Below are 14789 nucleotides of genomic sequence, written 5' to 3' on the forward strand. Positions count from 1 at the left end.
GGAAAGTATCGATGGTGCTTCAGTGAGAGGAGGGCTACTTTGAATAAATTTTTTCGAAATGTAAGTTTTTATTTGTTGATTATTATCATTGCTATTTCAATAATTGACTATTATTCCTCACGTACGACGAATAAACAGGAAATAAGTTATACTCAATTTTTACATCAAATTGAGGAGCAAAAGGTCCAGGGAGTAACCGTTGTAGAAAATAACATTCGTGGAAAACTTACGGATGGTACAGAATTTACGACGATTACACCAAATGACCCTACGCTTATTAATACGTTGCGAGAAAAAAATGTGGATATTAAAGCTGAACAACCACCGCAACCGCCTTGGTGGACAACAATTTTCTCTTCTATTTTGCCAATGTTGCTCTTAATTGGGGTATGGTTCTTCATTATGCAACAGACGCAAGGTGGCGGTAATCGGGTAATGTCTTTTGGCAAAAGCCGTGCGAAGCTTCATGGTGAAGATAAAATCAAAGTAACCTTTGGCGATATGGCAGGAGCCGATGAGGCCAAACAAGAATTGGAGGAAGTTGTTGAGTTCCTAAAACATCCTAAGAAATTTAACGATTTAGGTGCTCGTATTCCAAAAGGGGTTTTATTGTTTGGACCTCCAGGAACTGGTAAAACCCTATTAGCTCGAGCAGTAGCTGGAGAAGCGGGAGTGCCGTTCTTTAGTATTAGTGGTTCTGACTTCGTCGAAATGTTTGTTGGTGTCGGAGCTTCAAGAGTTCGGGATTTGTTTGAACAAGCTAAAAAGAGTGCGCCATGCATCGTGTTTATTGATGAAATTGATGCTGTAGGACGTCAACGGGGCGCAGGCCTCGGTGGTGGTCATGATGAACGGGAACAAACCTTAAACCAATTATTGGTTGAGATGGATGGTTTCGGCGTTAATGAAGGTATTATCATTATTGCGGCAACGAATCGTCCAGATATTTTGGATCCTGCATTATTGCGTCCAGGTCGTTTTGATAGACAAATTGTTGTTGATAAACCGGATGTCAAAGGCCGTTTGGAGATCTTAAAAGTTCATACAAAAGGTAAACCTGTAGCGAAAGAAGTCAGTCTTGATGTGTTGGCGCGTCGTACACCAGGTTTCACTGGTGCTGATCTTAGTAACTTAGTGAATGAAGCAGCTCTCTTAGCAGCACGCCGTAATAAAAAACGGATTGACATGCCTGAAATGGAAGAGTCCGTTGAGCGTGTTGTCGCAGGACCAGAACGCAAAAGTAAGGTTATTAGTGAACGAGAAAAGAAGCTCACTGCCTATCATGAAGCTGGTCATGCTTTGATTGGGATGCTTTTAGATAATACAGATCCAGTACATAAAGTTTCGATTATCCCTAGAGGACGAGCTGGTGGTTACACATTGATGTTACCAACAGAAGACCGCTATTATGCAACACGCACGGAATTACTAGAACAGCTTAGTGTTTTATTAGGCGGACGTGTAGCTGAAGCTGTAGTACTTAAGGAAATTAGTACTGGTGCTCAAAATGATTTGGAACGTGCTACTGATTTGTCCCGTAAGATGATTACTGAATACGGTATGAGTGAGAGCTTAGGGCCAATTACTTTTGGACATAAACAACAGCAACAGGTATTCTTGGGAAGAGATATTTCCCGTGATCGTAATTATGGTGAAGAAGTAGCTTCTGCCATTGATAAAGAGGTACGTAGGTTAATTGAAGGCGCCTACAATAAAACAGAAGCAATGCTGCAAGAAAATATTGATAAGCTTCACTTGATTGCTGCTGCTCTGATTGAAAAAGAAACACTAGAAGCCAGTGATTTAGAAGAACTTTTAGCGAATGGTAAGATTTCTGAAAAAACTGAGCAAGACGAAATTGTTCTTACTAAAGGTGAGGGCACTGATGACAATAGTCAAACGGGACCTAAAATCGTATATAGTTCTCGTTCCTAGTTGAAGGGCAGGTGCAAACCTGCCCTTTCATATATTGGTTTTAGAACCGCAAAGGTACAATACCTAGCGTGGCACACAAAGTAGCTACGGGATTATCTTTTGTGTCTTTGTGTTTAAAAACTAGGATTATTCTTGGTGAAAAATGGCTTCTTCGTTGTAATAAGATATCAAGTGGGGGTATTTAGTGATGAGTGAAGTATTATTGCATTATACACGTGGTGGTAAGGTGGAGAGTGTACATCGGGCTGATGTTGCTGTTGTAGATGTAACAGGGAAAATGGTATGGGAATTTGGGGATGGCAAGAGGCCAATGTTTTGGCGTTCGGCTGCTAAGCCTTTTCAATTATTACCTTTTGTAGAACAAGGCGGCGTGGAAAAATTTAAAATAACAGAAGAAGAAATCGCTTTCATGGTTTCTTCTCATAGTGGGGAAGCAGAGCATGTTGCTTTGGCACATGCCCTGCTGGCAAAAGTAGGTTTAACGATTGAGGCATTGGCCTGCGGTCCTGCCAAGCCAATGAGTAGTAAAATGGCTAAAGAATTAATGGTGCAAAAGCAGCCTTTTCAGGTAGTACATAATGCTTGTTCAGGTAAGCACAGTGGTATGCTGGCTCTTGCTCAAATGTTACAGGTTGCGATAGCAGGATATACAGAACTAATGCACCCGGTTCAACAAATGATGCACCAGGCTGTTGCTGATAGTGTAAGAATGCAAAAAGAAACAGTGGAAACAGGAATCGATGGCTGCGGTGTCCCTGTATTTTATTTGCCGCTTTATAATATGTCATTGGCCTATGCCCGCTTGGCTAAACCCGAGGAGGGGCAATGGGGTCAACGCGAGAAGTCGGTACGTCTGATTCGTGACGCTATGCTAGCCCATCCTCACGTTGTGGCAGGTACGAAGCGTTTTGATACTGTTCTTATGAACGTTACTAAAGGACGTATTTTAGCTAAAATAGGTTCGGAAGCAGTGTATTGCCTAGCATCCGTGCCAGATGGACTGGGTGTGACCTTTAAAATTGACGATGGAAGTTATCGTGCGGTTAATCCAGCTGGAATAGCTATATTGAAGAAGCTCGATTTACTTTCTTCAGCGGAGTACCAAACTTTAGTGGAACAGTTTCCTCCTGTGCTAAAAAATCACCGTGGCGATGTAATCGGAACGGTAGAAGCAACAATATAAGAAAAGACTTGGCTTAGGCTAACTCCTCAGACGTAGGCAGAAGCCTTAGTCTTCTTACTTGGAATCGGAGGAAGTGTTATATTTTCTGATTCCGTAAAAAAAGAAACAACTTGGTGTAAACCAAGTTGTTTCTTTTTTACCCTATATATGTTAGTCTTACTGAATCCAGAGGACCAAAGGACACGAGAAAATTGTCATTACGCAATTTTCTCGTGTCCTTTTCGCCCTGTGATCTATCTAAATTCTAGATTGGCCTATTTCTTGATGAGGTCCTCTATGGTGAGGAGCATAACCCATCTCTTTTAAGTCTTTTTTAAAGGTATCTTTATCAACTCCTAGGTTGCTGGCAACATCAGACCAAGTATTGTTGATTTTTTTTAATGATAATACATCATTAATGGGTTGATTGGTATTTTTAGATAACTCTTTAGCCATACCAATATCGCGAGGGTGGTATCCTTGGTGAAGTAAATCAAGGGCGGTTTCTTTATCTATGCCAGTTTTTTTGTTTAAGTGATTGGCAGCAATGTCTTGACGAGTTGCTTTCATTTGTTCCTTTGTAATACCCAAAGTTTTGCAAACATCTTTCCAAGTGTTATCAGCTGTTTTTTTGCTAACGACGTCTTCCATGGATTTGCCACTGGCTTTGGCTAAAAATGCTGCTTTTCTAATATCTTTTAGGCTCATGCCGTTATTTTGGTAGGCTAAAATAGTAGATTGTTCAACGCCAAAGGTCTCAGAAATTCTTTTGGCAGCTTCTTCTGGGCTCATTTTCATTTGTCCTTGTTTTTGGTGATATGCTGAAGGTGATTCTTGTGCCTCTACCGCCTGGGCAATGAAGGGACTAGCTGCACCGGCGATAATAAAGGTTCCCGCAATCATAGCGGCAAGTGTTTTTCTAGATATCATTTTCATGGAGATTCCCCCTGTTTCTAGTGTCAGCTATTGTAGCTGCTAAGGTCAGTATACTTGAAGAATATGACAAAAAAGTGACAGGAGAATTATTTGACGATGGGAAGTGTAAAAGTAAATGTAGATCCCTTCCCTAATTGACTTTCAACGGTAATGGTGCCTTGCATCGCCTGTATTAGCTTTTTGGTAATGGCTAAACCTAACCCTGTGCCACCAGAAATTCGCGCTCTAGATTTATCCCCACGGTAAAAGCGATCCCAGATATAAGGTAGATCTTCAGGTGAAATGCCAGAGCCTGAATCTATAATGGCAATGGATAAGGATTGTCTTATTATGGATAAGCTAATAGTGATTACTGCCTGTTCAGGTGAATGTCTTATAGCATTAGTAAGTAAGTTAGTAAATACTTGGCTTAATCGATCTGCATCACCCCAGGCACAGGGGACCTGTTCTGGTAGGTCAAGAGAAAGAGCAATTTGTTTTTTTGTCAATAGGGGTTCGATTTTTTCAATTTCTATTTGTAACCATTTACTTATATCCAATTTCTCGGAGACAATCGACAATGCATCTGCTTCTAATTGGGATAAATCAAGCAAGTCACCAATTAATCGACCTAAACGTTTACTTTCATTTAATATAGTACTTATATAACGATGCTGCTGCTCTGGTTTAGGGGCTAAACCATCTAAGATGGTTTCCGATAAAGCTTGAATTGAGGTAACTGGAGTTTTTAGCTCATGTGAAACGCTAGCGAGAAAATTACGCCTATTTTGTTCAATTTGCGCTAAAGAATCTGCCATGGTATTAAAAGTTTGTCCTAAGTGGCCAATCTCATTATTTCCTGTGGCAGTAGTGCGGCTATCGAAATTACCTTTTGCAAAACTTTTTGCAGCTTGGCTAATGTCTGCTATGGGTTTTGTAAGGCTGCGGGCAACCAGGAATCCTACGATAATGGCTGTAAAGAGAGTGAATAACAAAGAGTAGAGTAATAAGTTTTCTAAAGAGGCGACGGTTTTATTGACTCCTATGATGGGGGCATCTAAAAATACAACAATTGGAGTTGAGGAATCCGGTATAGTGAGAGCAACCATGATGGATGGATCTTTATGTTTAGAGGTAGGGCGTATCCATGAATGGGGGCCATTGCTAAATAAATCTGTATTTTCCTGTTTTACTTCTTGAAAACGTTTGCTAAAATTGCTTGGCGGCTTTCCGGCAAGCAATGCCCCTTTTTGATTTACAATCCAAATGGAACCTCCTGCTAAATCGCCAATTTTGTCTAGAACATCATCAGGAGGTATTTTGCCAGCGATAATGTCCGGTGTTAACAATTCCATGACAGTAGCACCTTTAGTGAGCAGGTCTTGGCGTTTGGTATCAATAGCAGTGGACCTGACCAGATAGGACATAAATAGGGTTAGGGTGATTGTGCTTAATAAAACAAGTCCAATATGTGATAGAAGAATCTTGCTAAATATAGAACGAATCATTTCTTTAATACCTCAAATTTATAACCTGTACCCCAAACCGTATGAATGTAGGTATAGTTAGCGTCATGTAATTTTTGACGTAATCTTTTAATGGTAGCATCTACCGTTCGGTCATCTCCATCAAAATCATAACCCCAAACATTTGTCAGCAGTTGTTCACGGGAAAAAGCTACATGGGGGTGACGTGCTAAAAAAAGTAGTAGTTCAAATTCTTTGGGGGATAAAGAAGCGAGTTGTCCATTACACTCCACTCCTTGGGCTGCCGTATTGATGGAGAGTTCTGCAAAGTTTAGTGTGGTGCCGTTTGGTTGTAGTAAGCCACTACGGCGCAGGACAGCCTTAATTCTAGCTACGAGTTCCCTTGGGCTAAAAGGTTTGGTAATATAATCATCCGCACCTAAGGAAAAACCTGTCATCTTATCGACCTCTGCACTTTTAGCTGTTAAAAAGATAACAGGAACTGGGCGTTTGATAGTTTGGCAAAGTTCCCAGCCTGATAATTTAGGTAGCATAACATCAAGAATTAGCAAATCAGGTTGCTCCGTTGTTTCAATAGTAAGAGCGATTTCACCATCTTCCGCTGTAAATACAGTAAAGCCCTCCTGTTCTAAGTAGAGTTTGACTACTTCAGAAATAGCAGGCTCATCATCTGCTACTAAAATTTTTATCGGCATTATAGTTCACCTCTATGATTATTTTCTCTATTATATCATTAAATTTGCTGTAGTATAGCTGCTACCTAATTAAGTGATCTTGTGACAGGTTGACAAGAAGTTAACTAGAAGATTATTATTTAGTTAACAAATACAGTAGGAGGCGTATACAGTGCGCAAGAGCATTTTAAATATGTTACGTAATAACGCAAATGAGTACTTATCCGGTGAAGAAATTAGCAGACAGCTGTCAGTCTCTAGGACGGCAATTTGGAAACATATGCAAACCCTTAAACAGGCAGGTTATGAGATTGAAGCCCATCCTCGTCAAGGTTATCGTCTAAGAAGTGTACCAGATCGCCTATTACCAGATGAGATTCGAGATCAATTGAAGACCACTATGTTGGGGCAACATGAAATATATTATTTTGATGATATTGATTCTACTAATAATGAAGCGAAAAAACAAGCAAACTTAGGATGCCACGAAGGTGCAATTGTATTATCTGAGGCGCAGAACAGGGGAAGAGGGAGGATCGCTCGCAGCTGGTTTTCTCCTTCTGGCAAAGGTATTTGGCTATCCATAATATTAAAGCCACCCTTTCTTCCTTCTGATGCTCCTAAGTGTACCTTACTAGCTGCTGTTGCCGTAACCAAGGCGATTCGCACTATAACTAAAGTGCAGTGTGGTATTAAATGGCCGAATGATATTTTATATAAAGGGAAAAAGATAGTAGGGATTTTGACTGAAATGAATGCGGAAATGGACGCGATCAATTATATCGTAATTGGTATGGGAATCAATGTAAATATTGACAAAGATGAGTTTCCAGAGGAACTTAGAGAAATTGCAACCTCTCTTTCTCAGGCCTCTGGGCAGCCTATAGCGAGACTAACCTTATTGCAGGCAATTTTGGCGGAGTTAGAAACAGAGTACAATAAAGTAATACAACATGGTTTTTCTCAAATGTTAGATGAGTGGCGTCAACTTTCCGTTACGCTAGGGCAAACGATTGACGCCTTAGGTGGGAGCAGACAGTTTAGCGGGGTGGCAATTGATATTGACCAAGACGGTACACTGCTGGTTCAAACGGAAGAAAAAATAGAAAGAATTATTGCTGGAGACATTTCAATTCGGCCAAAAGTGTAGATTTTACCTACCAATGAAATCTTATCGTCTACATAGGTTGACAGGATGCCTAACAGTTTATATACTGTCATGGTGGGTTTTCCCTTGGTTTTACAAGAAATTACAACAGGAGGCTGAATTTTATGCTGTTAGTGTTTGATATAGGAAATACAAATATAGTGCTTGGAGCATATGACGGTGAAGAATTATTACAGCATTGGCGGGTATCTACTGATAGGCAAAAAACAGGTGATGAGTATGGAATCTTAATAAACAACCTTTTTACTTATGGTGGTCTTAGTATTAAAGACATCTCTGCAGTAATTATTTCTTCTGTTGTACCACCCCTTGTTGTGCCTTTGGTAAAGATGTGCCAACGGTATTTTAATGTAGAACCATTAGTGGTAGGACCTGGAATTAAGACGGGTATTTTTATAAAATATGAAAATCCTCGAGAAGTAGGAGCAGATCGTATTGTAAATGCGGTTGCTGCGCATCATAAGTATAGTGGTCCCCTAATTATTGTAGATTTTGGTACAGCGACAACTTTTTGCGCTGTTTCAGGTAATGGCGATTATTTAGGAGGGGCTATCGCTCCTGGTATTGGTATTTCGACAGAAGCCTTATTCCAAAGGGCTGCCAAGTTACCAAGGATTGAATTGGTAAAACCAAAGAATGTCATATGCCGTAACACAGTTACCAGTATGCAGTCGGGAATTATTTTTGGCTTTGTGGGACAAGTAGATGGAATTGTTAATCGCATGAAAGAAGAAATAGGCCAAGATGTTTATGTCATTGCAACAGGTGGCTTGGCAAATTTGATTGCGCAAGAAACGACTGTTATTAATGCAGTAGAGCACTTTCTAACATTGGAAGGCTTACGAATTATTTATGATTTAAATAAACAATAAAAGTTAGATTGGTGCTTGATGCTTGTAAGAGATATTCGGTTTTCAACTAGGCAGCAAGTACTAACTCCAATTTATAATATACTAGTAATCAAGTGAGAAATACGAACCACAGAGAAGTGCTTTTTGCACCTCTGTGGTTTAAAAGGTTCTATGTTTATAGGAGCGATGATTATATGCAAATTGGTACTATTAAATTAGAAAATCCTGTGATTCTGGCCCCGATGGCTGGAGTTACTGATCTGCCTTTTCGGCTATTAGCCAAAGAAATGGGATGTGGGTTGGTGTATTCTGAAATGGTCAGTGATAAGGGCTTGCTATATGAAAATAGTCAAACCTTGCATATGCTAAAAATTGATGAACGAGAACGACCGGTCGCAATGCAAATTTTTGGTTCAGATCCTGAAAGTATGGCAAAAGCTGCGGCCATTGTTGAAAAATCCGGTGCTGATATCATTGACATTAATATGGGGTGCCCCACACCTAAAATCATTAAGAATGGAAGCGGTTCGGCTTTAATGTGTCAGCCTGATTTAGCATACCGTATTATGGCTAGTGTTGTGGCAGCTGTAAGTGTACCTGTAACGGTAAAGATTCGTAAAGGCTGGAGTGAGGGATCAGTTAATGCGGTGGAGATGGGGCAGTTAGCGGAAAAAGCGGGTATAGCAGCTATTGCAGTTCATGGCCGTACGAGAGAACAATTTTATACAGGTGAAGCGGATTGGAGTATTATAAAGCAAGTTAAAGAAAGTGTTGGCATTCCTGTAATCGGTAATGGGGATATCCGTGCACCTTATGATGCGGTAAAAATGATGACTGAAACTGGCTGTGATGCTATTATGATAGGTCGCGGTGCACAAGGCAATCCTTGGATTTTCAAGCAAGTTACCCATTATATGTCAACAGGGGAAATCCTACCGTTACCTTTAATGAGTGAACGCGTTGCTGTATTGCTTAGGCATTTAGATATGTTAATAGAGTATAAAGGTGAACATGTGGGAATTAGAGAAATGCGCAGTCATGGCGCATGGTATACAAAAGGATTGCCGCATTCAGCAGAATTAAGATTAAAGCTTAATCAAGCAGAAAGTAAAGAAGATTTTATAGCGGTATTAGAACAATTTCAATAGTCTAAGATAAGATAAAGTTTTTATATTTGTTAAATTCGAAAAAAAATGCTAAAATATGTATGTGCACAAGGTTGTGCACATATACTATGTTAGGTGATATAAATTTAAAGATGTAATACATACACTTGTAAAATTCTATCAGTATTCAATATAGGAGAGGATGACGGATGCTGTTACGGATTGGTGAAAAGATCATCAACCGACAAAAGATCAATCAAATAATTGATGAAATGTTAGATCTGCGTAGTCGAGGTTTTTCTCAACAAGAAGTAGCTAACCGTGTTGGAATAGATCGAACCGTTATTTCTAAATTGGAAACCGTGGGAGAAGTTCGCAAAGGAGGACGGGTTGCCCTTGTTGGTTTTCCCATTGAAAATTGTGAGGAACTAAGACGTATGGCCGCACAAGAAGGTATTGATTATTCTTTACTCATGTCAGAGCAAGAACGTTGGGATTTTGTGCAAAATAAAACGGGAGTTGGCCTTTTTAATACGATAATGGAAATCATTGCTACATTACACAATTATGACATTGTTATTATATTAGGCTCAAATTTACGAATTAAGTTAATGGAAACACTTTTAGATAAAGAAATAATTGGCGTACAAATTGGAGAATCACCTATTGCAGAGAATAAATACGTGGATCCAGAGAGTATAAGGAGCATTGTACGGCAGTTGTTTGCGTAATAGGGGGCTTACACGTAGCATGAAGAGAGTTGTCAGTGTTAGTTTAGGGTCATCGAAGCGTGATCACCAAGCAATAGCAGAGTTTGGTGGACATACTTTTTCTATCGAACGGATAGGAACAGACGGTGATAAGGCTAAGGCCATACAGTTGATCCGTGAACTAGATGGTAAAGTGGATGCTTTTGGCATGGGTGGGACAGACTTATATATATATGCTGGGAATAAACGTTATACTTTTAAAGAGTCAGCTGAAATCGCTGCTGCAGCTAGATATACGCCAATCGTTGATGGTAGTGGTGTGAAAAACACCCTTGAGCGGAGGGTAGTGCAGCATCTAGCGGAAAAAGAAGGTATATTATTTAAAAATCAGCAAGTATTGGTAGTTTGTGCGGTTGATCGGTTTGGTCTAGCAGAAGAACTGATAGCAGCAGGTAGTCAAGCTGTATTTGGTGATTTACTATTTGGTTTAGGTCTGCCCATTCCCATTCGAAGCTTAGGTACCTTGGCAATGCTGGCACGGGTTGTTGCGCCAGTTATAACTAGGCTGCCGATTAAGATGTTTTATCCCACTGGGGAAAATCAAATGAAGAATGTTCCGCGTTTTAGTCAATATTTTCAGCAAGCCAAAATTATTGCTGGCGATTTTCATTTTATTCGCAGAAACATGCCAGAAAAACTGACTGGAAAGTTGATTATTGCGAATACGGTTACCAAGCAAGACGAAGAATTGCTTAAAGAGCGGGGCGTGAAAATACTGGTTACAACTACACCAGAAATTGGTGGCCGTTCTTTAGGTACCAATGTGTTGGAAGCCATATTAGTAACTTTACTAGGCAAGAAGCCAGAGGAAATTACGCCATATGATTATGGACGAATTTTAAAGGAATTGGATATTATGCCGCGTATTAAGCGGTTTTCTGATTGAAAGGGGAGCATTGATATGGAAAAGTTTGCTTTTATTGTACATCCGCTCGCCGCAAAAGACTTTAGTCGCAAGTTCGCATTTACTAAAAATTGGCCGGATGGTTTGGTTGAGGGGGTAATAAAATATATTCCCCCATTTAAGGCTTCGCATATAACAGGTATACAGTCACCGTCTACGCAAAGTGAGGGGTGGTTTATTGGTTGTCCATTAACATCACGGCAGATGATGGAGATGCCTGAAAAGTATGTAATTGAGAAAATTATTAAAGCAGGTAAGGTTGCAGAAAAATTAGGTGCAAAGATCGTGGGGCTGGGGGCATTTACTTCCATAGTAGGGGATGCAGGTATTACCATTGCCAAGAACTTAAATATTGCTGTAACCACGGGAAATAGTTATACGGTTGCTACTGCTCTTGAGGGAACAAGGCAGGCCGCTCAAATAATGGGTATTGATCTAGACAAGGCTAATGTATTGATATTAGGGGCTACTGGCTCTATTGGTGGGGCTTGTGCTCAAATCCTTGCACGGGAAGTAAGGTATCTAACACTAGCGGCACGTAATGAAGAAAAGCTGGAAAAACTTGCTGAGCAAATTTTACGAAAAACAGGATTAGCTGTTAAGGTAACTGCGAATACTAAATCTGCTTTAAAGTCAGCTGATATTATTATTGCTGTGACTAGCGCAATTGATAGCATTATTGAACCTGAAGATTTAAAATCAGGTGCGATTGTTTGTGATGTTGCAAGACCACGAAATGTTTCTCGCCGTGTAGCGGAAATGCGTAATGATATATTGGTCATTGAAGGCGGCGTAGTTGAGGTTCCTGGGGATGTTGACTTTGGACTAAACTTTGGTTTTCCTGAAGGGACGGCTTATGCTTGTATGGCAGAAACAATGATACTTTCCTTAGAACAACGCTATGAGAATTTTACATTGGGGCGCGAACTCACTGTGAAACAGGTGGAAACAATTGAAAAATTAGGTAATAAACACGGATTTAAACTAGCGGGCTTTCGTAGTTTTGAAAGAGCTATCACAGCAAATGAGATTGCTGCGATTAAAGAAAATGTAATTATTAATAATCAAATGCAAAGGAGGGGAATTGGTTAGAAAACATTGACAAACAAGTGGTTTATACCTATAATTAATTGCATATTAAGTTGGGTTTCTAACCTGCTGTTAAAGTGTCAAGTTACTCACTTGACACTATTTATATTGTCTTATGGATCAGTATTTGAATGGGGTTTTTAATTTTGTTGTAGCAAAAGGGACTATTATAGAATAAACTAATATAAATCATTAGGAATCAAAATTAAAGGAGAGCAGAAACGTATGGCTGAAAAGCAATTTATTCTAACTGCTGAAGGATTAAAGAAGATAGAGCAGAAATTTGATCATCTGAAATCAGTACGCCGTCGGGAAGTAGCTGAAAGAATTAAGCAAGCAATCGAATTTGGTGATATCAGTGAAAACTCCGAATATGAAGATGCGAAAAATGAACAAGCTTTTATCGAAGGCGAAATTATAACATTAGAGAAAATGCTTCGTAATAGTAAAGTCATTGATGAACAAGAGATAAAAACTGATGTAGTTTCTATTGGTGTTACCGTTGTTTTAAAAGACCTGGAGTTTGGAGATGAATTTGAATATACTCTTGTTGGTTCGGCTGAAGCTGACCCAGTGGAATTAAAGATTTCTAATGAATCACCTGTTGGTCAAGCAATTTTAGGACAAAAAATAGGTAGTATTGTTGAGGTAAATGTGCCTGCTGGTATTTTAAAATATGAAGTAATTGATATTAAACGGAACTTATAATTGTTTCTTCTTTTGGAAATGCCAAGATGGACGAGTTAGGGGAGAAAGCATAAAATGACAGAAGTAAAGAATCAGGAAATTCAAAAAACTGAAGATTTAAACGAACTTATGCGTGTGCGCCGTGAGAAAATGACGGCATTTGAGGAACAAGGAATTGAGCCTTTTGCTCGAAAATATGATGTTACAATTCATGCAAACGATGTAATTGCCAATTTTGAGAAGCTAGAAGAAAAGTCAGTGCGAGTTGCTGGGCGTATTATGGCAATACGTGGTCATGGTAAGGCTAGTTTTGTTCATGTAATGGACATGTCTGGTAAAGTGCAAGCTTACTTTCGTCAAGATGTGATTGGCGAAGTTGAATATGAAAAGTTTAAACTTCTTGATATCGGTGATATTGTTGGTATTGAGGGGATTGTTTTTAGAACTCAACGTGGTGAAATTAGTTTAAAAACAAGCAGCTTTGAAATTTTAGCAAAATCTCTTAGACCACTTCCGGAAAAATGGCATGGTTTAAAAGATGTTGAAACACGTTATCGTCAACGCTACCTTGATTTGATTGTCAATCCAGAAGTAAGAAATACTTTTGTAACACGTAGTAAAATTATTAAATCCTTACGAAACATATTGGATAAACGTGACTATTTAGAAGTAGAAACACCAATGATGCATCCGATTGCGGGTGGTGCTGCAGCCCGTCCTTTTGTTACACACCATAATGCATTAGATATGAATTTATTTATGAGAATAGCACCTGAATTGTATCTAAAACGCTTGATTGTTGGCGGGTTTGAGAGAGTGTATGAAGTCGGACGTGTTTTTAGAAATGAAGGCATTTCCGTTAGACATAATCCAGAATTTACAATTGTAGAATTGTACCAGGCTTATTCTGATTACCAAGATTTGATGCGTTTAACAGAAGACGTTGTTTCTGGTATCGCCTTAGAGGTGCTGGGCACGACGCAGATTACCTATCAAGGACAAGAAATTAATCTAGCGCCACCTTGGAATCGAATGACTATGCCTGAAGCAGTAAAAAAATATACGGATGTTGATTTTGATACCGTTACAACGATCGAAGAAGCAAGAAATATTGCAGATCGCTTAGGTGTTAAATACGAGAAGAAGAATGGCATTGGCGGCATCTTAAATAATATATTTGAAGATAAGGTTGAGGAACATTTGATTCAGCCTACCTTTATTATTGGACATCCTACTGAGATTTCTCCATTGGCCAAACGTAATAAAGAAAATCCTGATATTACAGATCGTTTTGAAGTTTTCATCTTTGCACGTGAACTGGCAAATGGTTTTTCTGAATTAAACGATCCCATTGATCAAGAGGGACGTTTTAATTCCCAAGTAGAACAACGTGAGTCTGGTGATGATGAGGCACATATGATGGATCATGATTATGTGAATGCTTTGGAGTACGGCTTGCCGCCAACAGGTGGCTTAGGTATTGGCATTGATCGCTTAGTTATGTTGCTCACAGACAGTCCTTCTATTAGAGATGTTCTTCTCTTCCCTCATATGCGCCATAAGGAATAGTAATAGGTAATAAGGGTGAGCGAATCGGCTCACCCTTATTTTTACGGAATCAGAAAGTAAAAAACTTTCTTGATTCCAAGTAAGAACGACTAAGGCTTCTGCCTGGGTCCGAGGACTTGGCATAAGCCAAGTCTTTTCTTATGTTAGTTAAGAAAAATGTCGTTGACAATATCTTATTAAAATGATAGAATAATACTCGCGTCACAACGATGTGTCAATTAACAAAATGTAAAAACAAATTAAGTGTTGACACAAGATATTAGTTATGATAACATATATAACTGTCGGTGGTCGCAAGAAAACGACGTGTTCCTTGAAAACTAAACAATGTAAGTAAGGTTAAATAAGCCAGATGTGCGGTACTCGTTTGAGTACAAAACAAAGTTGATCCACTTCGGTGAGATTAACAAAAAGCTAGTTTTTTAAAGAGCCATCAAGGTTCTCTAATATAATTTATTGGAGAGTTTGATCC

Annotated in this window: 13 protein-coding genes; 10 read left to right on the forward strand and 3 right to left on the reverse strand. The window is 39.3% G+C overall.

Features of this window, described 5'->3' with window-relative positions:
* Positions 1-39 precede the first annotated feature (39 nt).
* A complete protein-coding gene (ftsH, locus tag QSJ81_RS09565) occupies positions 40-1935 on the forward strand; it encodes an ATP-dependent zinc metalloprotease FtsH (protein WP_285717185.1) in 1896 nt (631 codons plus the stop codon).
* Positions 1936-2122: 187 nt separating this feature from the next.
* Positions 2123-3118, forward strand: coding sequence for an asparaginase (locus tag QSJ81_RS09570; RefSeq protein WP_285717186.1), 996 nt, complete (start codon positions 2123-2125; stop codon positions 3116-3118).
* Positions 3119-3355: 237 nt separating this feature from the next.
* On the opposite strand, the gene QSJ81_RS09575 is transcribed toward QSJ81_RS09570, so the two are convergent.
* The 3 genes from QSJ81_RS09575 to QSJ81_RS09585 form a co-directional block, all read right to left on the reverse strand.
* Entirely contained in the window at positions 3356-4033 is a 678-nt protein-coding gene (locus QSJ81_RS09575) for a hypothetical protein (RefSeq protein ID WP_285717187.1), read from the reverse strand.
* An 86-nt stretch (positions 4034-4119) separates the two neighbouring features.
* Positions 4120-5520 (reverse strand): HAMP domain-containing sensor histidine kinase, encoded by a 1401-nt coding sequence (locus tag QSJ81_RS09580; protein WP_285717188.1) that lies wholly within the window; start codon positions 5518-5520, stop codon positions 4120-4122.
* Positions 5517-6194 carry a response regulator gene (locus QSJ81_RS09585; RefSeq protein WP_285717189.1) on the reverse strand — a complete coding sequence of 226 codons (678 nt, stop codon included), beginning with the start codon at positions 6192-6194 and terminating at the stop codon, positions 5517-5519. The genes QSJ81_RS09580 and QSJ81_RS09585 overlap by 4 nt, the downstream gene beginning before the upstream one ends.
* A gap of 151 nt (positions 6195-6345) precedes the next feature.
* Between QSJ81_RS09585 and QSJ81_RS09590 the strand changes: the two genes are divergently transcribed.
* The 8 genes from QSJ81_RS09590 to lysS all read left to right on the forward strand — a co-directional run bounded on the left by QSJ81_RS09590 (position 6346) and on the right by lysS (position 14317).
* Entirely contained in the window at positions 6346-7323 is a 978-nt protein-coding gene (locus QSJ81_RS09590; protein ID WP_285717190.1) for a biotin--[acetyl-CoA-carboxylase] ligase, read from the forward strand.
* A gap of 122 nt (positions 7324-7445) precedes the next feature.
* A complete protein-coding gene (locus QSJ81_RS09595) occupies positions 7446-8213 on the forward strand; it encodes a type III pantothenate kinase (protein WP_285717191.1) in 768 nt (255 codons plus the stop codon).
* Positions 8214-8386: 173 nt separating this feature from the next.
* Positions 8387-9340, forward strand: a complete 954-nt coding sequence (gene dusB / locus QSJ81_RS09600; protein WP_285717192.1) for a tRNA dihydrouridine synthase DusB — start codon at positions 8387-8389, stop codon at positions 9338-9340.
* 167 nt (positions 9341-9507) lie between these two features.
* Entirely contained in the window at positions 9508-10029 is a 522-nt protein-coding gene (locus QSJ81_RS09605; protein ID WP_285717193.1) for a transcriptional regulator, read from the forward strand.
* Between the two features lie 19 nt (positions 10030-10048).
* Positions 10049-10954, forward strand: coding sequence for a DUF8754 domain-containing protein (locus tag QSJ81_RS09610; RefSeq protein ID WP_285717194.1), 906 nt, complete (start codon positions 10049-10051; stop codon positions 10952-10954).
* A 15-nt stretch (positions 10955-10969) separates the two neighbouring features.
* Entirely contained in the window at positions 10970-12064 is a 1095-nt protein-coding gene (locus tag QSJ81_RS09615; protein ID WP_285717195.1) for a saccharopine dehydrogenase NADP-binding domain-containing protein, read from the forward strand.
* Between the two features lie 222 nt (positions 12065-12286).
* Positions 12287-12769, forward strand: coding sequence for a transcription elongation factor GreA (greA, locus tag QSJ81_RS09620; RefSeq protein ID WP_038667593.1), 483 nt, complete (start codon positions 12287-12289; stop codon positions 12767-12769).
* Positions 12770-12823: 54 nt separating this feature from the next.
* Positions 12824-14317 (forward strand): lysine--tRNA ligase, encoded by a 1494-nt coding sequence (gene lysS / locus QSJ81_RS09625; RefSeq protein WP_285717196.1) that lies wholly within the window; start codon positions 12824-12826, stop codon positions 14315-14317.
* Positions 14318-14789: the final 472 nt, after the last annotated feature.

The sequence above is a fragment of the Pelosinus sp. IPA-1 genome, assembly GCF_030269905.1.
Lineage (GTDB): Bacteria > Bacillota > Negativicutes > DSM-13327 > DSM-13327 > Pelosinus.

Coding starts and splice junctions, on each gene's coding strand:
- QSJ81_RS09570 (WP_285717186.1), top strand. CDS start 2,123: ATGAGTGAAGTATTATTGCATTATACACGTGGTGGTAAGGTGGAGAGT.
- QSJ81_RS09575 (WP_285717187.1), bottom strand. CDS start 4,033: ATGAAAATGATATCTAGAAAAACACTTGCCGCTATGATTGCGGGAACC.
- QSJ81_RS09580 (WP_285717188.1), bottom strand. CDS start 5,520: ATGATTCGTTCTATATTTAGCAAGATTCTTCTATCACATATTGGACTT.
- QSJ81_RS09585 (WP_285717189.1), bottom strand. CDS start 6,194: ATGCCGATAAAAATTTTAGTAGCAGATGATGAGCCTGCTATTTCTGAA.
- QSJ81_RS09595 (WP_285717191.1), top strand. CDS start 7,446: ATGCTGTTAGTGTTTGATATAGGAAATACAAATATAGTGCTTGGAGCA.
- dusB (WP_285717192.1), top strand. CDS start 8,387: ATGCAAATTGGTACTATTAAATTAGAAAATCCTGTGATTCTGGCCCCG.
- QSJ81_RS09605 (WP_285717193.1), top strand. CDS start 9,508: ATGCTGTTACGGATTGGTGAAAAGATCATCAACCGACAAAAGATCAAT.
- QSJ81_RS09610 (WP_285717194.1), top strand. CDS start 10,049: ATGAAGAGAGTTGTCAGTGTTAGTTTAGGGTCATCGAAGCGTGATCAC.
- QSJ81_RS09615 (WP_285717195.1), top strand. CDS start 10,970: ATGGAAAAGTTTGCTTTTATTGTACATCCGCTCGCCGCAAAAGACTTT.
- greA (WP_038667593.1), top strand. CDS start 12,287: ATGGCTGAAAAGCAATTTATTCTAACTGCTGAAGGATTAAAGAAGATA.
- lysS (WP_285717196.1), top strand. CDS start 12,824: ATGACAGAAGTAAAGAATCAGGAAATTCAAAAAACTGAAGATTTAAAC.